The 19,407-nt window shown below is 66.9% G+C and carries 20 protein-coding genes; 18 read left to right on the top strand and 2 right to left on the bottom strand.

The features are described 5' to 3' along the window. The coding region (locus SB4_RS08995; protein ID WP_193753775.1) for a Gfo/Idh/MocA family protein at nucleotides 1–373 on the bottom strand (373 nt) is incomplete at its 3' end. 121 nt (nucleotides 374–494) lie between these two features. On the opposite strand from SB4_RS08995, the gene SB4_RS08990 reads away from it, so the two are divergent. The 9 genes from SB4_RS08990 (at nucleotide 495) to SB4_RS08950 (ending at nucleotide 9,368) form a co-directional block, all read left to right on the top strand. Then, the gene (locus SB4_RS08990) at nucleotides 495–887 is read left to right on the top strand and encodes a c-type cytochrome (RefSeq protein WP_058752308.1); all 393 of its coding nucleotides are present in this window, start codon (nucleotides 495–497) and stop codon (nucleotides 885–887) included. 26 nt (nucleotides 888–913) lie between these two features. Then, complete coding sequence (locus tag SB4_RS08985) at nucleotides 914–1,954, top strand: sugar phosphate isomerase/epimerase family protein (protein ID WP_058752312.1); 1,041 nt, start codon at nucleotides 914–916, stop codon at nucleotides 1,952–1,954. A 66-nt stretch (nucleotides 1,955–2,020) separates the two neighbouring features. Further along, nucleotides 2,021–3,328, top strand: a complete 1,308-nt coding sequence (locus SB4_RS08980) for an MFS transporter (protein WP_058752307.1) — start codon at nucleotides 2,021–2,023, stop codon at nucleotides 3,326–3,328. Next, complete coding sequence (locus SB4_RS08975) at nucleotides 3,325–4,245, top strand: hydroxypyruvate isomerase family protein (protein WP_058752306.1); 921 nt, start codon at nucleotides 3,325–3,327, stop codon at nucleotides 4,243–4,245. Before SB4_RS08980 ends, SB4_RS08975 begins: the two co-directional genes overlap by 4 nt. A 17-nt stretch (nucleotides 4,246–4,262) precedes the next feature. Beyond that, nucleotides 4,263–5,072, top strand: a complete 810-nt coding sequence (locus SB4_RS08970) for a 3-keto-disaccharide hydrolase (RefSeq protein WP_338112946.1) — start codon at nucleotides 4,263–4,265, stop codon at nucleotides 5,070–5,072. Continuing rightward, entirely contained in the window at nucleotides 5,069–5,653 is a 585-nt protein-coding gene (locus tag SB4_RS08965) for a gluconate 2-dehydrogenase subunit 3 family protein (RefSeq protein ID WP_058752304.1), read from the top strand. The genes SB4_RS08970 and SB4_RS08965 overlap by 4 nt, the downstream gene beginning before the upstream one ends. Beyond that, nucleotides 5,650–6,483, top strand: coding sequence for a sugar phosphate isomerase/epimerase family protein (locus SB4_RS08960; RefSeq protein WP_058752303.1), 834 nt, complete (start codon nucleotides 5,650–5,652; stop codon nucleotides 6,481–6,483). Before SB4_RS08965 ends, SB4_RS08960 begins: the two co-directional genes overlap by 4 nt. Nucleotides 6,484–6,513: 30 nt before the next feature. Further along, entirely contained in the window at nucleotides 6,514–8,196 is a 1,683-nt protein-coding gene (locus tag SB4_RS08955; RefSeq protein ID WP_058752302.1) for a GMC family oxidoreductase, read from the top strand. A 143-nt stretch (nucleotides 8,197–8,339) separates the two neighbouring features. Then, nucleotides 8,340–9,368, top strand: a complete 1,029-nt coding sequence (locus tag SB4_RS08950) for a LacI family DNA-binding transcriptional regulator (RefSeq protein ID WP_058752301.1) — start codon at nucleotides 8,340–8,342, stop codon at nucleotides 9,366–9,368. A gap of 263 nt (nucleotides 9,369–9,631) precedes the next feature. Here the strand turns inward: SB4_RS08950 and SB4_RS08945 are convergent, their stop codons facing one another. After that, nucleotides 9,632–10,651 carry a class 1 fructose-bisphosphatase gene (locus SB4_RS08945; protein WP_058752300.1) on the bottom strand — a complete coding sequence of 340 codons (1,020 nt, stop codon included), beginning with the start codon at nucleotides 10,649–10,651 and terminating at the stop codon, nucleotides 9,632–9,634. Nucleotides 10,652–10,859: 208 nt separating this feature from the next. On the opposite strand from SB4_RS08945, the gene epsC reads away from it, so the two are divergent. The 9 genes from epsC to SB4_RS08900 all read left to right on the top strand — a co-directional run bounded on the left by epsC (nucleotide 10,860) and on the right by SB4_RS08900 (nucleotide 19,172). After that, nucleotides 10,860–11,834 carry a serine O-acetyltransferase EpsC gene (epsC, locus tag SB4_RS08940; protein ID WP_058752299.1) on the top strand — a complete coding sequence of 325 codons (975 nt, stop codon included), beginning with the start codon at nucleotides 10,860–10,862 and terminating at the stop codon, nucleotides 11,832–11,834. Beyond that, nucleotides 11,831–12,571 carry a gamma-glutamyl-gamma-aminobutyrate hydrolase family protein gene (locus tag SB4_RS08935; protein WP_193753774.1) on the top strand — a complete coding sequence of 247 codons (741 nt, stop codon included), beginning with the start codon at nucleotides 11,831–11,833 and terminating at the stop codon, nucleotides 12,569–12,571. The genes epsC and SB4_RS08935 overlap by 4 nt, the downstream gene beginning before the upstream one ends. 98 nt (nucleotides 12,572–12,669) lie before the next feature. Beyond that, nucleotides 12,670–13,515, top strand: a complete 846-nt coding sequence (locus tag SB4_RS08930) for a fumarylacetoacetate hydrolase family protein (RefSeq protein WP_058752298.1) — start codon at nucleotides 12,670–12,672, stop codon at nucleotides 13,513–13,515. A gap of 184 nt (nucleotides 13,516–13,699) precedes the next feature. After that, a complete protein-coding gene (gene fucP / locus SB4_RS08925; protein WP_058752297.1) occupies nucleotides 13,700–15,028 on the top strand; it encodes an L-fucose:H+ symporter permease in 1,329 nt (442 codons plus the stop codon). Next, the gene (locus SB4_RS08920) at nucleotides 15,025–15,756 is read left to right on the top strand and encodes an SDR family oxidoreductase (RefSeq protein WP_058752296.1); all 732 of its coding nucleotides are present in this window, start codon (nucleotides 15,025–15,027) and stop codon (nucleotides 15,754–15,756) included. The genes fucP and SB4_RS08920 overlap by 4 nt, the downstream gene beginning before the upstream one ends. Then, nucleotides 15,753–16,640, top strand: coding sequence for an amidohydrolase family protein (locus tag SB4_RS08915; protein ID WP_241488557.1), 888 nt, complete (start codon nucleotides 15,753–15,755; stop codon nucleotides 16,638–16,640). Before SB4_RS08920 ends, SB4_RS08915 begins: the two co-directional genes overlap by 4 nt. Continuing rightward, nucleotides 16,637–17,665, top strand: coding sequence for an aldo/keto reductase (locus SB4_RS08910; protein ID WP_058752294.1), 1,029 nt, complete (start codon nucleotides 16,637–16,639; stop codon nucleotides 17,663–17,665). The genes SB4_RS08915 and SB4_RS08910 overlap by 4 nt, the downstream gene beginning before the upstream one ends. Next, nucleotides 17,662–17,961: a UxaA family hydrolase gene (locus tag SB4_RS08905; protein ID WP_058716386.1), complete on the top strand. Its 300-nt coding sequence runs from the start codon at nucleotides 17,662–17,664 to the stop codon at nucleotides 17,959–17,961. Before SB4_RS08910 ends, SB4_RS08905 begins: the two co-directional genes overlap by 4 nt. After that, nucleotides 17,958–19,172, top strand: a complete 1,215-nt coding sequence (locus tag SB4_RS08900) for a UxaA family hydrolase (RefSeq protein ID WP_058752293.1) — start codon at nucleotides 17,958–17,960, stop codon at nucleotides 19,170–19,172. Before SB4_RS08905 ends, SB4_RS08900 begins: the two co-directional genes overlap by 4 nt. Nucleotides 19,173–19,407 lie beyond the last annotated feature (235 nt).

The raw sequence follows: 19,407 nt of genomic DNA, 5'->3' as shown, positions 1-19,407 counted from the left end.
CGATGGCGCGCGCCTCGGCCAGGTTCATCGCCATCGGTTTTTCGCTAAAGACCGGAAAGCCAGCGTTCAGCGCGGCGATGGCCATGGGCGCGTGGAGGTGATTGGGGGTGACGATCGCCACCGCGTCGATGCGTTCCCCCTCGGGCCGCATGCGCTCGTCGGCGAGCAGGGCGTCGATGGTGGCGTGGACACGAGCGGGATCGAGGCCCAGCGCCTCGCCGCTCCGCCGATTGCGCTCGGCGTCGCTGCTGAAAGTGCCCGCGACCAACGCCCAGTCGCCGTCCAGCGCCGCCGCCATCCGGTGCACGCCGCCGATGAACGCGCCTTCGCCGCCGCCCGCCATGGCCAGCCGCAACTTTCGTCCCGCCATCATCCTCTCTCCTGTCATCCCAATCGCTTATAACGCGATATTCGGTGCTTGCATGGCATCGGTTTAACGGTAAACTCCGGCAAGAACCAGCGAGTCTGGGCAAGAAAATTTCGGGAGAGAGAGGATGAGGCAGCTCATCGGGCTGGCTGCTGCCGTACCGGCCCTGGTCGCCGGGATCGTGGCCGTACAGGCACCGTCCACCGCGCAGACCGCCCCTGCGGCGGGTGCGCAGGCCTTTGCCGCGTGCCGGGCCTGTCACACACTCAACAAGGGCGGGCGCAACGGTGTCGGCCCCAATCTGAACGGCGTATTCGGGCGGCCGGCGGGCTCGGTCGCGGGCTTCAACTATTCGCCCGCGATGAAGGCGTCGGGCCTGAAATGGGACGAAAAGACCCTCAATGAATTCATCGCCGCGCCGATGAAGAAGGTGCCGGGTACGCGGATGCCGATCGGTGTAGCCGATCCTGCCAAGCGCGCCGCGCTGATCGCCTATCTCAAGGCCGAGACCGCCAAGTGACCGCCGCCGGTGTTCCGTCGTCGGCGATGCGCGGCCCGGGCATCTTCCTGGCGCAGTTCATGGGTGACGCCGCACCGTTCGACACGCTGGACTCGGCGGCGCGCTGGATGGCGGAGGCGGGTTACGAGGGCGTGCAGATCCCGACCTGGGATGCGCGCTGCATCGACTTGAAGGCGGCGGCGGAAAGTCAGGACTATTGTGACGACCTCGCCGGGCGCTGTGCCGAGGCGGGTGTCGCGATCACCGAATTATCGACCCATTTGCAGGGCCAGCTGGTCGCGGTTCATCCGGCCTATGACGCCGCCTTTGACGGTTTCGCGCCGGAGGCGGTGCGCGGCAAGCCCGCCGAGCGGCAGGAATGGGCGGTCCAGCAGCTTCTCTATGCGGCGAAGGCCAGTCGGCGGTTGGGCCTGACCGCCCATGCGACCTTCTCGGGCGCGTTGCTCTGGCCCTTCGTCTATCCCTGGCCGCAGCGGCCCGGCGGGCTGGTGGCGGAAGGCTTTGCCGAACTGGGCAAACGCTGGCGACCGATTCTGGACGCGTTCGAGGAAGAAGGCGTCGACCTCTGCTACGAGTTGCACCCCGGCGAAGACCTGCACGACGGCACGACGTTCGAGCGGTTCCTGGATTCGGTCGGCGGCCATAAGCGCGCCAACATCCTCTACGACCCCAGCCATTTCGTGCTGCAGGCGATGGACTATCTGCAGTTCATCGATTTTTACCACGATCGCATCCGCATGTTCCACGTCAAGGATGCCGAGTTCAATCCGACCGGCCGCGCGGGTGTCTATGGCAGCTATAGCGACTGGGTGGATCGACCGGGGCGCTTCCGTTCGCTCGGTGACGGGCAGGTCGATTTCGGCGGCATTTTCTCGAAGCTCACCCAATATGGCTATGCCGGTTGGGCAGTGCTGGAATGGGAATGCTGCCTGAAGCACCCGGAGGACGGCGCGCGCGAGGGCGCACCCTTTATCTCGGCGCACATGATCCGCCGGGCGACCCACGCCTTCGACGATTTCGCCGGTGGTGGCGATCCTGCGGCCAATCGGCGCTGGCTGGGACTTTAACGATTGCAGGACTTGACCATCCGCCCCGGAAGGTAAAGTCTGACAAAAAATAAGCGGGAGAGGGGCATGGAAGCGATACCGGACAATCGGTCGCGTCTGTTCTGGCTGAGCGTGCTGGCGCTGTTCACGGCGGCGGCGAGCGCGGCGTTGCGGGCGGCGGTGGCGAGCAGCCTGAAGGCGCAGTGGATCGATCCCATCGCGCCGGTTCAGGCGGGCGAACTGATCGGATCGGCGCTGGGCTCGGCCTTTCTGGGCTTTGCGGCAACGCTGTTCGTGGCGAGCGCGCTGCTCGACCGGATCGGCGCACGGCAAATGCTGATCGGGTGCGGCCTGTGCTTCCTGGTCGGCACCACCGCGATCATCGGGGCGGGTCATATTGCCAGCGGCATGGGCGTCTATCATATCGTCTGGGGCGGGATGCTTTTGAGCGGCATCGGTTGGGGACTGGCCGAGGCGTCGATCAACCCGCTGACCGCGCGGCTTTACCCGGAAGAGACAACGCACCGGCTGAACGTGCTCCACGCCTGGTATCCCGGCGGGCTGATCGTCGGTGGGCTGGCGGGGGTGCTGCTGGCGGAAATTTTGTCGTGGCAGGCGATCATGGCGCTGGTCCTGGTCCCCGCGCTCGGCGTGCTGGTGATGGCGGCGACCACGCAATTCCCGCCGGTCCCGCGCGAAGTGCGCGATGTCGGCTTCGGCGGCATGATCGCGGAAGTGTTCAAGCGCCCAAGCTTCTTCGTCTGGTTCGGCGCGATGTTCCTGACCGCCGCATCCGAACTCGCGCCCGGCCAGTGGCTCGACGTGGCGCTCAGCAGCCGGGTGGGGATGCGCGGTATCCTGCTCCTCGTCTATGTCAGCGCGCTGATGTTCGTCTTCCGCCACTTTGCTGGGCGGATCGCGGGGCGGCTGTCCAATCCGGGGCTGCTCTGGGTGTCGAGCCTGATGGCGGGTATCGGCCTGTTCCTGCTGTCGCGGGCGCAGTCGCCGGTGGCGGCGATCCTGGCCTCGACCGTCTGGGGCTTGGGCGTCTGTGCGATGTGGCCGACCATGCTGGCCTCGGTGGCCGAGCGCTATCCGCGTGGTGGCGCCTGGGCGTTGGGTCTGGTCGGATCGGCGGGCGCGCTGTCGAGCTTCTTCGTGCTGCCGCAGCTGGGCGCGATGTTCGACGCCGCCAAGGTCGAGCTGGCCGGTGGGCCGGAGGCGTTCAAGCGGCTGACCGGCGAAGCCTTGCGCCAGGTCGAGGATGCGGCGGCGTCGCAGTCCTTTGCGCGGCTCGCCATCGTGCCGGTGATCCTGTTGTTCGTGTTCGGCGGCATCTGGCTGGCCGAGCGTCGCAATCCGCGCCGGGTGATCATCGGCGAGCGGGTCGCGTGACCCTCTCGCGCCGCACCGTGATGGGCGGGCTGGCCGCCGCCGTTCCCGCTGCCACACTGGGTGGGCAGAAGGCTGGCAAGCCATCCAACGCCGCGCGCTTTACCCTGGGCTTCGCGCCGCATTTGGGCAGCTTTACCAGCCGGGGCGCGGGTTCGGTCGAGCAGATCGCCTTTGCCGCCGACCAGGGCTTCTGGGCTTGGGAAGACAATGAATATGCCCTCCGCCCGGTTGCCGAGCAGGAGGCCATCGCCAAGGCGCTGCGCCAGCGGAACATGACGATGGGCGTTTTCGTCGCGTCGATGCCCAAATGGGCGGAGTCCCGGCCCTTGCTGGGCGGCGAGGACGAGGGCGAGCGCCAAGCCTTCCTCGCCGATGTGCGCAACGCGGTCGAGGTCGCCAAGCGCGCGAACGCCAGATGCGCGACGGTCGTCACCGGCTTCATGGACAAGAAGCTCCATCCGGCGATCCAGCAGGGGCGGATCATCGACACGATGCGCCGCGCCGCCGATATCGTCGCACCACACGGCCTGACCCTGGTGATGGAGCCACTCAACACGCGGACCAACCATCCGGGTGTGTTCATGCAGTCGATCGCGGAGGGCTATGCCGTCGCGCGCGGGGTGAACAGTCCCGGCGTAAAGGTGCTGGCAGACCTGTATCACGAGCAGATTCAGGCCGGGAACCTGATCCCGACGTTGAAGCTCTGCTGGGACGAGATCGGCTATATCCAGTTCGGCGACAATCCGGGCCGCAACGAACCGGGCAGCGGCGAGATCAACTATGCCAATGTCTGCCGCTATCTGAAGGAGCGCGGCTACCGGGGCGTGATCGGCATGGAGCACGGCAATTCGGTGAAGGGCCGGGCGGGCGAAGACACACTGATCGCGGCCTATCGCGCGATCGATCCGACAGCATGAGGAGAGGAGCGATGCGGATGCTACCGTTGATCGCACTGATGATGGCCGGAAGCGCCATGGCGCAGGACAAGCCGGGTTTGGGGTTTCGCGACACCCCGATGCTGCCGGGCGGAAAATGGCATGTCCATGATCCAGACCGGCCTGCGCCCAAGGTCGTGACGCCGGCCGCGCAACCCGGTGGCGCGCCGTCCGATGCGGTAGTGCTGTTCGACGGCCGCTCGATGGACGCCTGGACGCCCAGCGGTAAGTCCTGGCTGCTGAAGGACGGCGCGATGACCGTGCCGCCGCGCGACGGCAAGGCCGAGAGCGTGCTGGTCAGCAAGCAGAGCTTCGGCGACGTGCAGCTTCACCTCGAATTCCGCTCACCCAATCCGCCGCAGAAATCGTCGCAGGACCGGGGCAATAGCGGCATCTGGTTCATGCAGCGCTACGAGGTGCAGATCCTCGACGGCTATAACAACCCGACCTATGCCGATGGGCAGGTCGGCGCGGTCTATGCCTGGAAGCCGCCGCTGGTGAATGCGTCGCGAAAGCCCGGCGAATGGCAGAGCTACGACATCATCTTCGAGCGGCCGCGCTTTGACGCGGACGGCAAACTGCTGCGCCCGGCCTATGTCACCGCGCTGCTGAACGGAGTCGTCGTTCAGAGTCATCAGGCGATGCTGGGCACGACCGTCTGGCGGCAGGTCGAAAAATACCAGGCGCATGGCGACGCCGCGCCGATCCAGCTTCAGGATCACGACTCGCCCGTTTCATTCCGCAACATCTGGGTCCGTCCGCTGCCGCCCGAGGCGATCGCGCAGGACCTGCCGGAGGATGCCCGATGACCCCCCATATCGACCGCAGACATGCTTTGGCGGGCATCACGGCCATGTTCGGCTCCGCCCTGTTCGCGCCCATCGCCCGTGCGGCGGGCGCGGTGGAGCAGGCGCGCGGCACTATTCCCGTCATCTCGGACGGCCCGCCCAGCGTCGCGATCTTCACGCCGACCCAGCGCGCGACGATGGTCGCCCTGTCCGAGCGGGTGATCCCGACCACCGACACCCCCGGCGCGATCGCGGCCAAGGTGCCCGAGTTCATCGAGAAGATGCTCGCCGATTGGGCCAGTCCCGATGACAAGACTCCGATCATCGCTGGGCTGAACGCGATCGAGGCGCGCAGCCAAAGCGTCAACAAGCTGTCCGCCGCCAAGGCGACCCCGGCGCAGCAGGACATGCTGCTGACCGAGGCGATGGAGGGCGTGCTGCCCGAGGGCCGCGCCTTTTTCGAGCCGTTCCGACAGCTGGTCATCACCGGTTATTACACGTCGGAAATCGGCATCACGCAGGAGCGTGAGTATCTGCCCGTGCCGGGCGAATATAACGGCGCCTATCCCTACTCCAACGTCAACAAGGTGTATTCGGCATGATCGATCGTCGTTCGTTGATGGGCGCAGGGTTCGGCCTGGGCGCCGCCGCGCTGTTGCCGGGCATGGCGCAGGCTGCGCAGCTCGGGGCGATCGGGCTCCAGCTTTATACGATTCGCGAGCTGTTCGCCGCCGATCCGGTCAAGACTTTGGAGGCGGTGGCCAAGATCGGTTACCGCGAGGTCGAATATGGCGGGGGCGGCTATGACGCGATGGACCATGCGATGCTCCGCCGGACGCAGGATCGGCTGGGGCTGAAGGCACCGTCGATCCATGTCCCTTACGACTCGCTGCTCGGCAAGTTCGATGCGTGCGTGACCATGGCCAAGACGCTGGGTGCCGATACCGTCGTCCTGCCGTACATGACCGACGAGCATCGCACCGAGGCAGCCTGGAACGCGGCGCTGCCCAATATCAACCGCTTCGCCGAACAGCTGAAGAAGGCAGGGCTGGGCTTTGCCTATCATAACCATGATTTCGAGTTCACCACCAAGCCCGGCGGCGTCAGCCTCTATGACCGGCTGCTCAAGGACACGAACCCCGCGCTCGTGAAGGTCGAGATCGACCTCTATTGGGCGATCCATGCGGGCGAGGATGCCGCGGCGCTGATCCGGCGGCTGGCGGGGCGTATCTATGCCTATCACGTCAAGGATGCGCGCGCCGATGGCAGCATGACGGCGGTCGGCGCGGGGCAGATCGACTTCGCATCGATCTTCAAGCTCAACCGCCTCGCGGGCGTGAAGCACTTCTATGTCGAGAACGACCAGGCGCCTGCGCCCTATCTGCCCGACATCACCACCAGCTACCGCACGCTGCGCGGCTTGCGGTTCTAAAATCATAACGAGATCATAGGGAGGACAGCCATGGCGGCGACGAACCGTTTCGACGCGATCGTGATCGGGTCGGGCATCAGCGGCGGGTTCGCCGCCAAGGAACTGACCGAAAAGGGCCTGCGCGTCCTGATGCTCGACCGGGGCATCATGGTCGAACATGGCGAGGGCTATCCCTATGACGGCAAGCCCGCCTTCGAGGTGCCGGCGCGCAACATCATGCCCAAGTCGTTGCTGGAGAGCGATTATTTTATCGCCAAGCACGGCTATGTCGCGCCCAGCAACCAGAAATTCTACAATGACGACCGGTTGAATCCCTATGCCTATGACGAGGGCAGCAAATTCTATTGGATCAGGCCCGCTGCGGTCGGCGGCAAGTCGCTGATCTGGGGGCGCTGGTCTTTCCGCTGGAGCGAGGGCGATTTCGAGGCGAACAAGCGCGAGGGCGTCGCCGCCGACTGGCCGATCCGGTACGACGATGTCGCGCCCTGGTATTCCTATGTCGAGAAGTACATCGGCGTCTCGGGCTCGCGCGAGAACCTGCCCTATCTGCCCGATAGCGAGTTTCAGCCGCCGATGCCGATGAACGTCGCGGAAACGTGGCTGAAGGAACGGCTGGAGGGACAGTTTCCGGGGCGCAAGCTGATCCACAGCCGCCTGTCCAACATGACCGAGGACAAGCCCGACCAGAACCGCACCAAATGCCAGTTCCGCAACCAGTGCGGCAATGGCTGCTCGTTCGGCGCCTATTTCTCGACCCAGGCCGTGACCCTACCCGCCGCGCGCGCGACCGGTCGGCTGACGCTCCAGTCGGATGCGGTGGTGACGGGGATCGATTACGATCCGGCGAAGAAGAAGGTCACCGGCGTCCGCTATGTCGATGCCAAGACGGGGCAGGCGCAGACGGTCAGCGCCAACCTGGTCTTTGTCTGCGCTTCGGCCATGGGATCGGTGCAGATCCTGATGAACTCGCGTGCGCCGGGTTCGGAGCGAAGCCATTTCGACAGCAGCGGGACGCTGGGCCGCTATGTCATGGACCATATCTTCCGCGTCGGCGTGTCGGGCGAAATTCCCGGCATGGACGACCTGATCGAATATGGCCGTCGTCCGGGCGGCGTGTACGTACCGCGCTTCCGCAACCTGAAGGGCGACGAAGGGCTCGGCTTCCGGCGCGGCTATGGCTATCAGGGCTCGGCCTATCGCAACGCCGCCAGGCCGGTCGGCTTCGGGGCGGAGATGAAGCATGGCATGCGCCGCTATGGCCCCTGGCAGTTCAGCATGGGTGCGTTCGGCGAATGCCTGCCCTATGAGGATAATCGCGTGTCGCTGCATGCCAGCAAGGTCGATCGCTTCGGTGTGCCGCTGATGAAGTTCGACGTGACCTTCCGCGACAATGAGCTGAAGATGATGGCCGACGCCCGGCGCGAGGGTGAGGCGATGCTGCGCGCGGCGGGGCTGAAGAACGTGACCAGCGGCGAGTCCGAGCATGTGCCCGGCGACGCGATCCACGAAATGGGTGGTGCGCGCATGGGCGCGGACCCGCGCCAGTCGGTGCTCAACAAATGGAGTCAGGCGCATGACGCGTCGAACCTCTATGTCACCGACGGCGCGCAGATGGCGTCGGTGTCGTGCGTGAACCCCTCGCTGACCTTTATGGCGCTGACCGCGCGGGCGGCGGACCATGCGGTCAAGGGGCTGAAGGCGGGGGCGGTTTGAGAATAAGCGTAACCTTTATTCCTCCCCCGCAAGGGGAGGTGGCAGGCCGACGGCCTGACGGAGGGGTGTCCCGCTATCGAGAGGGGGCACCCCTCCGTCATCCTTCGGATGGTCCCCCTCCCCTGCAAGGGGAGGAATAGGGAATGGCTACTAACGTCGGCAAACGCCCCGAAGGCGTCACCATCCGCGCGGTCGGCGAGCGCGCGGGCGTGTCGGCGATGACCGTTTCCAACGTCATCAACGGCGCTGGCAAGGTCGGACCGGCGACGCGCGCTGCCGTGCTCGCCGCGATCGACGAACTGGGATACCGCCCCAACATCGCCGCGCGTCGGCTGGCCAAGGCGAAAGTGACGACGCTGGGCCTACTCTATAGCGACCGGGGGACGCCGTTCATCGACTCGATCCTGCTCGGCGCGCTGCGGGCGACCAATGCGCGCGGGTTGCAGTTCATCGCCCAGGCCGAAGAGGTGCTGACCCGCGCGACGGCGGAGGCGGCGGTGCGCGCGCTGGTGCAGGGCGGTGCGTCGGGTGTACTGCTCGTGCCGCCCTTTGCCGAATTGCTCAGCGGATCGGGGCTGTTCGCCGAGCTGGGCGTGGCGGCGGCGGCGATCGCTACGGGGCTGCCCATGGCCGATATCTCGACCGTGCGGATCGACAATCGCGCGGCGATGGCGGCGGTGACCGCGCATGTCGCGGGGCAGGGACATCGGCGGATCGGTTTCCTTGCCGGGCCGGAGAGCTTTTCGGTCGCGGCCGAGCGATTGGCGGGGTTTTGCGACGGGCTGTCCGCAAGCGGGATCGCCTATGATCCGGAGCTGGTCGTGCGGTGCGGTTTCGATCCGGTATCGGGGGCGCAGGCCGGGCGGGCGTTGCTGACACTGGCGGAGCGGCCGAGCGCGATCCTGTGCAGCAGCGACGACATGGCGGCCGGGCTGATCGGTGAGGCACATCGCATGGGCCTGCGGCTGCCCGATGACCTGGCGGTGACGGGGTTCGACGATACCGCTATCGCGGCGCGGCTCTGGCCGCCGCTGACCGTCATCCGCCAGCCGGTGGGCGATATGGCGTTCCGCGCGGTCGAGCAGGTGCTGGCCTCGCTCCGCTCGCGGATGGTGGAGGACCGGGTGCTCGATTTCGAGCTGGTCGCGCGGGAGTCGGTGAGGCGGGGGTAGGGCCCGGCTTTTCGTTCAGGCGAAACGCGGGTGTGAAAAAGCTCGAGCCCCAAAAAAACATCGACCCCGGCGAAGGCCGGGGCCCAGGCTCCACCAAGCGCGTGGTGCGCAAACCGGTGAGGGGGAGGCAATGACCCCCCGCCTTCGATGGTTCACCGCAACTGGGCCCCGGCCTTCGCCGGGGTCGAGGAAAGGGTAAACCGCTTCGTTCAGCCTACCGACGTCCGCTCAACCTCGGCAAAAACGCGGGCCAGGCGATCACCTCACCCCGTTCGCCCATATTCCCCGATGGTCGCCACCTCCTCGGGATCGCCCAGCACCACGCCGACGCGCTGGTGGAGGCCGATCGCCGCGACGTCCATGATCGGGCTCGCCCCGTCGATCGACGCGCCGCCTGCCTGTTCGATCAGGAAGCTCATCGGGTTCGCTTCGTACAGCAGGCGCAGCTTGGCCTTGCCGTCCTGGCGGTGGTCGCCCGGATAGAGGAACACGCCGCCGCGCTTCAGGATGCGATGCACGTCGGCGACCATCGAGGCGGTCCAGCGCATATTATAGTCGACGCCGCACGGCCCCTCGGTGCCCAGGATACGCTCTTCGACGTAGCGGGCGATACCCGGCGACCATTGGCGGCGGCGCGCCATGTTGATCGCGAATTCCTTGGTGCCGGTGGGGATACGCATCGGCCCGTCGGTCAGCCGCCACGATCCGATCTCGCGGTCCAGCGTGAACTCGTAGACGCCGGTGCCGACGGTCAGGACCAGCAGCGTCTGCGGGCCGTAAATGGCATAGCCTGCCGCCACCTGCGACCGGCCGGTCTGGAGGAAATCCTCCTCGGTCACTTCGCGGCCTGCGCAATCCTCGGGCGCCTTCAGAACCGAGAAGATGGTGCCGACCGACAGGTCGACATCGACATTGCTCGACCCGTCGATGGGATCGAACAGCAGCAGATATTCGCCGCGCGGGAAGCGGTTCGGGATGCGGTGGATCGTCTCCATCTCCTCCGATGCCATGGCGGCCAGGTGTCCGCCCCATTCATTGGCGTCGAGCAGCAGGTCGTTGGCGATCACGTCCAGCTTCTTCTGGACCTCGCCCTGTACATTCTCGCTGCCCAGGCTGCCCAGCACATCGCCCAGCGCGCCCTTCGAGATCGCCTGGTTCACCGCCTTGCACGCCCGCGCGACGGTTTCGATCAGCAGGCGCAGTTCGGCGGGGCAGGTCTCTTCGGAGCGGCGCTGCTCCTCGATCAGGAAACGGGTCAGCGTCGTCTGGCGCGGGGTCGTCATCGTCGCGAATGCTCCGGGAAGGGCATGGGGATGATCGGCCCCGCGGGCTCCCTCCCGCCGGACCGCGCCATGGTGGCGGCGCTACCCATGGACCGGGGCGCATCGCTTCGCAATCGGCTGTTAAGGCAGGTCGTGCTTTATTGGGGCGTAGCATTTCTGTTATATCCCATTTGTCAGGTGGGATATGATGGGGGTCGGAGGATCGTCCATGTCGACCAAGCCGTTCACTGCTGCCACCTCTCGCGAGGATGTTTCCGCGACCGGGATCGACGGAATCGTCTCGGCGCTGCGCACGGCGCGGCAGGGCTGGCGGGTGCGGCAGGACGGGACGCGCGACGTCGAGCGATTTCCGTCGCGCGCCGGGGTCGAGGATGTCGTCGCCCTGGTCGCCGCCGCGCTCTATCCGCGTCGCCTGGGCCATTTCCGGGGGGCGGCGCAGGAGGAGGACCGTTTCGTCGCGGCCAAGCTGCTCGCCGCGCTGACCGCGCTGGAACGCGAGATCGGCGCGGAACTCGCCTATTGGCAGAAGGATACGGATGAGGCCTTCCCGCCCGAACAGGCCGCGCTGGTCGCGCGTTTGTTCGGCGCGACCCTGCCGCAGGTGCGCGAGTTGATCGACAGCGATGTCGAGGCCGCGTTCCTGGCCGACCCGGCGGCGCGCAGCGTGGACGAGATTCTGCTCTGCTATCCGGGCGCGGTCGCCAGCCTGCACCACCGCATCGCGCATGAGCTGAACGCGCTGGGCGCGCCGATCGTCGCGCGCATGATTTCCGAACTCGCCAATGAGCGGACCGGGATCGACATCCATCCGGGCGCGACCATTGGGCGGCATTTCTTCGTCGACCATGGCACCGGTGTCGTCGTCGGCGAAACCGCGATCATCGGCGAGCGGGTGCGCGTCTATCAGCATGTGACGCTGGGCGCGCGGTCCGCGCTGGGCACCGCGCCGCGTTCGCCGCGCGACCGTTTCGCCCGGCATCCGATCGTCGAGGACGATGTCATCATTTACGCTGGCGCGACCATATTGGGTCGTGTCACCATCGGCGCGCGCTCGGTGATCGGGGGCAATGTCTGGCTGCTGACCGATGTCGCGCCCGAGAGTGTGCTCGTCCAGCCCGAGGCTTTGCATCTGCCGCGCGCCGAGGGGAGGGCGCTGCGTCAGGAATTGGAGGGAACGGCATGACGGGGGGACGCAAGCCGATCATCGGCCTGATGTGCGGCAACGAAGTGGCGAACCGCCCGATCCAGGCGGTGGCGACGCGCTTCATCGATCCGCTCGTTCGGCTGTGCGGGGCCAGCGTCGTCATCGTGCCCGCGATCCCCGAAGCGGTCGATACCGTCATGATGGCCGACATGCTCGACGGCCTGCTGCTGACCGGCGGGCGCTCGCATGTCGCGCCCGCGCAATATGGTGATGGCGCTACGCTCGCGCCCTCCGCCTGCGATCCGCAGCGCGATTCGGTGGCACTGGCGCTGGCCGGGCGGATGATCGATCGCGGCAAGACGGTGTTCGGCATCTGCCGGGGGATGCAGGAGATCAACGTGCTGTTCGGCGGCTCGCTGACCTGCCTGGGCGGCCTGCCGCGCCATCACCGCGGCAGCTGGGATTCGGATTACGAGTCGCTGTTCGATCACCACCATGCGGTCGACCTGATGGCTGGCGGCGTGTTGGCGGGGCGCAGCCCGCAGCGGCGGGTGCAGGTCAATTCGGTGCACCAGCAGGGCGTCGACCGGCTGGGCTATGGCCTGGTGGTGGAGGCGCGGGATGCCGAGGACGGGCTGATCGAAGCGTTCCGCGCGCCGGGATGCGACGCCGATGTGCTGGCGGTGCAATGGCATCCCGAATGGGACATCGCGACCTGCGGGGTCGCACAGGGATTCTTCTCGTTGATGGGCGAATCGGTGCGCGGCCACGCCTGATCGCTCAGGGCGACCCGGCTATCATATTTGCAAGTGACAGGACGCGGCCCGGCTGGATAAGAGGGGCGGACATACCCTTTTTACAGGAGTCCGGGTCGATGAAGCTGCTGCGTTATGGAGAAATCGGGCAGGAGCGCGCCGGGTTGCTGGATGCGGACGGTCACATCCGCGCCTTGCCCGACGCGCTGGGCGATCTGGGCGGCGACCGCCTGACGCCGCAGGGCCTGGCCGCAATCGCCGCGCTCGATCCCGCCACGCTGCCGCTGGTCGAGGGGAATCCGCGCCTGGGGTCGTGCATCGCGCGGCCGGGCAAGTTCGTCTGTATCGGCCTCAACTATCGCGACCATGCGGCCGAGAGCAATCTGCCCATCCCGGCCGAGCCGGTGGTGTTCGGCAAATGGTCGAGCGCGATCGTCGGCCCGAACGATGATGTCGAAATCCCGCGCGGGTCCGAAAAAACCGATTGGGAGGTTGAGCTGGGCGTCGTGATCGGCAGCCGCGCGCGCTATGTCTCGCAGGACGAGGCGCTGGCGCATGTCGCGGGCTATTGCGTCGTGCATGACGTCAGCGAGCGCGCCTATCAGCTGGAGCGTGGCGGCACCTGGGACAAGGGCAAGGGCTGCGACACGTTCGGCCCGACCGGCCCCTGGCTGGTCACCGCCGACGAGGTGGGCGATCCGCAGGCGTTGCGCCTGTGGCTGGAGGTCGATGGCCAGCGCTATCAGGACGGCAACACCGCCGACATGATCTTCACCATCGCCGAAATCGTTTCGTACGTTAGCCGGTTCTGCACGCTGGAGCCCGGCGACATCATCACCACCGGCACGCCCAAGGGCGTGGGCATGGGCCAGAAGCCGCCGGTCTATCTGCGCGCCGGACAGACGGTGCGGCTGGGCATCGACGGTCTGGGCGAGCAGACGCAGCGCTTCGTCGACGCCGCGTGACGGTCACGCCGCACCTGAAATGAAGCGGTCGGGGAGCGACGCAGGGTCCGCGTCGCTCCCGTTAACACTTGCCAAGCGTGCACCGGCCACCATAAGGTTACGCATATAAAATAGAGATTTCATGGAGAGGGAGTGCAGCCATGGTGGGCAATCGAGCGGCCCGGTGTGAAGGAGGGCAGGACTGATGGCCATTCCCGCCGATCTGACCGTCGACCCGCAACCGGGAGAGCCGGGTCATGCCGCATCTGCCGGGCAGGGCACCGTGGCGCGTGGCTATCTGCCCGCGCTCATCATCACGGTCAGCCTGTTCTTCCTGTGGGGCATGGCCAATAACCTGAACGACATCCTGATCGCGCAATTTCGCAAGGCGTTTACGCTCAGCGACTTCGGGACCAGCTTTGTCCAGCAGGTCTTCTATCTCGGCTATTTCCTGCTCGCCGTGCCCGCCTCGATGGTGATGCGGCGCTTCGGCTACAAGGCGGCGATCGTGCTGGGGCTGACGCTGTACGGCACCGGCGCGCTGCTCTTCTATCCGGCGGCGGCGGCCAGCCTGTACCAGCTGTTCCTGCTCGGCCTTTTCGTGATCGCGGCGGGTTTGGCGTTCCTCGAGACCTCGGCCAATCCGTTGATGGGCGAGCTGGGCGATCCGGCGGGGGCGACGCGGCGGTTGAACTGGGCGCAGGCGGCGAACCCGCTGGGTGCGATTACCGGCATCCTGATCGGGCGCAACTTCATCCTGTCGGGCATCGAGCATGACGAACGCGCGCTCGCCACGATGGACGCCGCCGCGCGCACCGCCTTCTACAAGGCCGAGGTGCAGGCGATCGCGCCGCCCTATGTCGCCATCGCCATCGTCGTGCTGCTCTTCGCGCTGGCCGCCGCGCTGGTTCGCTTTCCCAGCGGCACGCCGCACCGGGCGAGCGACGGCCCGTCCTCGGGCGGTCGCTTCGTCGATGTGTTCCGGCAGAAGCGCTTGTTGGGCGCGGTGGTCGCGCAGTTCTTTTACGTGGGCGCGCAGGTCGGCGTGTGGAGCTACACTATCCGCTATGCGCAGGCCAATGCGGGCCTGAACGAGCGGAGCGGCGCGGATGCGCTGTTCGTCTCGCTGGTGCTGTTCGCCGCCGGGCGCTTCCTGGGCAGTGCGCTGATGGGGCGTGCCGCGCCGGTCAGGCTGCTGGCGCTGTTCGCGGGTCTGTCGATCGCACTGACGGCGGTGGCGGGTGTGCTGGGCGGCTGGCCGGGGCTGATCGCGCTGGTCGCGGCGAGCTTCTTCATGTCGATCCAGTTCCCGACCATCTTCGCGCTGGGGATCGAGGGGCTGGGGCCGCTGCGTCGTGCCGGGGCTTCGCTGATCGTGATGGCGATCATCGGCGGCGCGGGCCTGACCGCGCTGATGGGGCTGGTGTCCGATCACGCCGGAATCACCTTCGCGATGCTCGTCCCCACGCTCAGCTTCGCGGTTGTTTTGGGTTTTGCGGTCCTGATCGGACGCCACAAGGAGAAGAATGGATGAACCGTCTGTCGGGCAAGCGGGCGATCGTGACCGGCGCTGGCCAGGGTATCGGCCGCGCCGCCGCCGAATTGTTCGCGGCCGAGGGCGCTCAGGTGATCGCCGTCGATCGCAATGCCGAGGCGCTGGCGAGCCTTCAGGGCTGCATGACCGAGACGCTCGACCTGCTCGACCCGGCCGCGATCGCCGCGTTCGGTGAGCGGACGGGCGCGGTCGACGTGCTGTTCAACTGCGCGGGTTATGTCGATGCGGGCGATCTGCTGGCGACGAAGGATGCGGGCTATCGCCTGTCCTTCGACCTGAACGTCCATGCCATCACCCATATGCTGCAGGCGTTCCTGCCCGCCATGATCGCGCAAGGGGGTGGGGCGATCGTCAACATGGCCTCGGTTGCGGGGGCGATCATCGGGGTCGGCAACCGCTATGCCTATTGCGCGTCCAAGGGCGCGGTGGCGGGGATCACCCGTTCGGTCGCGCTCGATTATGTCGGCCAGGGCATTCGCTGCAACGCGATCTGCCCCGGAACCGTCCAGTCGCCCAGCCTGGACGAGCGACTGGCGGCGACCGGCGATGCGGAGGCGGCCCGCGCGGCCTTTGTCGCCCGCCAGCCCATGGGACGGCTGGGCCGCGCCGAGGAGATCGCCTCGCTCGCTTTGTATCTCGCCTCGGACGAGAGCGCGTACACGACCGGGCAGATGCACGTCATCGATGGCGGATGGACGATGGCGTGAGCGCCGCGCGGCCGCCCTTTGTCGATGCGCATTTCCACCTGTGGGACCACGGCGTTCTGCGCTATCCCTGGTTGGACGCGGCCGAGAATGCGGCCATCGCGCCCGACTATCGCATCGCCGATTATCGCGCCGAGCTGTCCGCTTGGAATCTGGTCGGCGCGGTGCATGTCGATGCGGGCGCCGATCCGTCCCAGGGCGCGGACGAGACGGTCTGGCTGAATCGCGTTGCGCAGGACGATGGCCTGCCCAGCGGTATCGTCGCGCGGGTCGAACTGAACCATCCAGCGGTCGAGCCGCGACTGGCCTGGCAGGCGGGCCACCCCCGCGTGAAGGGCATCCGACACCTGATCAACTGGCATCCGACCGACCCGTCGCGGCGCGCCTATGACATGGACCTGACCCGCGATCCCAACTGGCGGGCAGGTTATGCGCTGCTGGGGCGTTATGGCCTGAGCTACGACTTTCACGGTTTTCCGCCGCAACTGGCGGGGCTGGCGGAGATCGCCGCGCGGCACCCGGAGGTGCCGGTGATCCTCAACCATCTGGCGCTGCCCATCATGGCGGACGGGTTGGAGGAATGGCGCGCCGGACTGATCGCCTTTGCCGCCATGCCGCACGCCGCCATCAAGCTGTCGGGCGCGGGCTTCATCGGCCCGCGCTTCGACCCCGCCGGGTTCGCCGATATCGTTGCCGAGGTCATCGACCGGTTCGGCACGGACCGCGTGATGGTCGCGACCAATTTCCCGACCGACCGGCTGGCGGCCGATCTCGATCGGACGCTGGGCGCTTACGAAGCGCTGCTGACCGGCTTTTCCGACGAGGAGCGGCGCGACCTGTGGGGGCGCAACGCCAATCGCATCTATCGACTGGGCCTGAACCTATGACCGATTTTCCCCGCCGCCGGGTGGGCAAGACCGACTGCACGCTGCCCGAACTGGGCTTTGGCGCGGCGGCGATGGGCAATCTCTATGCAGCCATGGACGACGCGCAGGCCGAGGCGACGCTCGACGCCGCGCTGGCGGCGGGCTTCTGTTATTTCGACACCGCGCCGCATTATGGCCGGGGGCTGAGCGAACGCCGTCTGGGTGATGCCCTGCGCGGACGGCAGGATGTGATCGTCTCGACCAAGGTCGGCCGGTTGATGGAGCCCGACGCCACCATCACCGACGATCGCGAACGCGATGGCTTCCACACCGCCATGCCGTTCCGCGCCCGCTACGACTATACGCATGACGGCATCCTGCGCAGCCATGAGCACAGCCTGCAGCGGCTGGGCCTCGCGCGGGTCGACCTGCTGTTCATCCACGATATCGGCCGCGTCACGCATGGCGAGGCGGATGCCAAATATCGCGAGCAGCTGACGACGGGCGGCGGGTTCAAGGCGCTGGAGCGGTTGCGGGACGAGGGTACCATCGCCGGGTTTGGCCTGGGCGTGAACGAGGTCGAGGTCTGCCTGGACCTGATGGAGGAGGCGCGGTTCGACGTCATCCTGCTCGCCGGTCGCTACACGCTGCTGGAGCAGGGCGCGCTGGACGGCTTCTTCCCGGCCTGCGCGGCGGCGGACACCGCCATCGTGATCGGTGGCCCTTACAATAGCGGCATCCTGGCGACAGGCAGCGAGGCGGCCGCCCGCTACAATTACGCGCCTGCGCCCGAAACCGTGCTGGGCAAGGTCCGCGCGCTGGAGGCGGTGGCGGCGCGGCACGGCGTGACGCTGCCCGCCGCGGCCCTCGCTTTTGTGCTCGCCCATCCCCAGATTGCCAGCGTCATTCCGGGCATAGCCGATCCCCGACAGGTATCCGATACGATGCGACTTTACGCCGAACCCATTCCCGCCGCCTTCTGGGCGGAGCTGCGTGGCCAAGGGCTGGTCCGCCCCGACGCGCCTCTGCCGGGAGAGGGCGCATGAGCGTCGCCGCGATCCGCCTGACCCCGACCGACAATGTCGCGGTCTGTTGCCGCACGGTCGAGCCGGGTGAGCATATCACCGTCGATGGTTACGACCTGTCGATCACCGAGCGGGTGGCGCTGGGCCATAAGCTGGCAGTGGTGCCGCTGGCGACCGGCGACAAGGTCATCAAATATGGCATGCCGATCGGGTCGATGACCCATGATGCCCCAGCGGGAGGCTGGGTCCATATGCACAATATGCAAAGCGACTATATCCCCGCGCATCTGCGCGACGCCCATGGAGATCACGCATGACGGCCGAGCGGACTTGGCAGGCCTGGGCCCGCCCCGACGGGCGCAAGGGCATTCGCGACGCCATCGTCGTCGTCTATCTGGTCGAATGCGCGCACCATGTCGCGCGGCGGATCGTCGACAGCATGGACGATCCGCGCGTGCAGCTGATCGGTTTTCCCGGCTGTTACCCCAATGACTATGCGCTGGCGATGATGAAGGCGCTGACCACGCACCCCAATGTCGGTGGCGTCGTCCTGCTGTCGCTGGGTTGCGAGAGCTTCAACCGCGAGGCGCTGGCCGCCAATGCGCGCGAGCAGGGGCGGCCGGTCGAGACGATCGTGATCCAGCAATCGGGTGGCACGCGCGGCGCGATGGAGGCGGGGATCGCCGCCGTCGAGCGCGTCCGTGCGGCGGCCGATGCGCAAGCGGTGCGCGTGCCGATGGCGATGTCCGAACTGGTGATCGGCACCATCTGCGGCGGGTCGGACGGGACCAGCGGTATCACCGGCAACCCGGCGGTCGGCCGCGCCTTCGACACGCTCTACGATGCGGGCGCGATCTGCATCTTCGAGGAGACCGGCGAGATGATCGGTTGCGAAGGCCATATGGCCGAGCGCGCCGCGACGCCGGAGGTGGCGGAGGCGCTGATCGCCTCGGTCGCGCAGGCCGAGCGTTATTACCGCGCGATGGGCTATGGCAGCTTCGCGCCGGGCAATGCCGAAGGCGGCCTGACCAGCCAGGAAGAGAAGTCGGCGGGGGCCTATGCCAAGTCGGGCAGCCGTCCGATCACGGGCGTCATCCTGCCCGCCGAACAGGCGCCGGGGCCGGGGCTGTATCTGCTCGACGTGGTGCCGGCGGGCGATCCGAAGTTCGGTTTCCCCAACATCGTCGACAATGCCGAGATCGGCGAGCTGATCGCGTGCGGCGCGCATATCAATCTGTTCGTGACGGGGCGCGGATCGGTGGTCGGATCGGCCATCTCGCCGGTCGTGAAGATCGCGGCCAATCCGGAAATGTATGCGCGGATGGAGGGCGACATGGACGTGAACGCCGGTCGTATCCTCTATGGCGAGGCGACGCTGGACGAGGTGGGGACGGAGATCGTCGACCTGATCGTGGCGGTGTCGGGCGGCGCGCAGACCAAGTCGGAGGCGCTGGGCCATCAGGAGTTCGTGCTGACCTACAAGGCGGCGGGCGCCAAGGGCCCGGCCTGCCTGCCGAGGGCGGCGTAGGGCACTTACCCCTCTCCCCTGGATAGGGGAGAGGGTTAGCGGAGCTTGCCAGCTGGCTGGCTAGCGCAGCTTGGGTGAGGGGTTGAACGAGCTTTTGGCTCGCGCGCGCTATGCGAGCGCTTCACCCCTCACCCAGCTCCGACTAAGCCTTTGCTTTCGCAAAGACCAAGTCTGCGCAACCCTCTCCCCTCTTTGAGGGGCGAGGGAAAGAAGGCTTATCTGGATGTGGCTTCGT

Origin of the sequence: Sphingomonas sanguinis, from assembly GCF_001476905.1 — a bacterium.
In the GTDB taxonomy this organism is placed as follows: domain Bacteria; phylum Pseudomonadota; class Alphaproteobacteria; order Sphingomonadales; family Sphingomonadaceae; genus Sphingomonas; species Sphingomonas sanguinis_B.
This window is presented reverse-complemented; position numbering and strand designations above follow the sequence as displayed.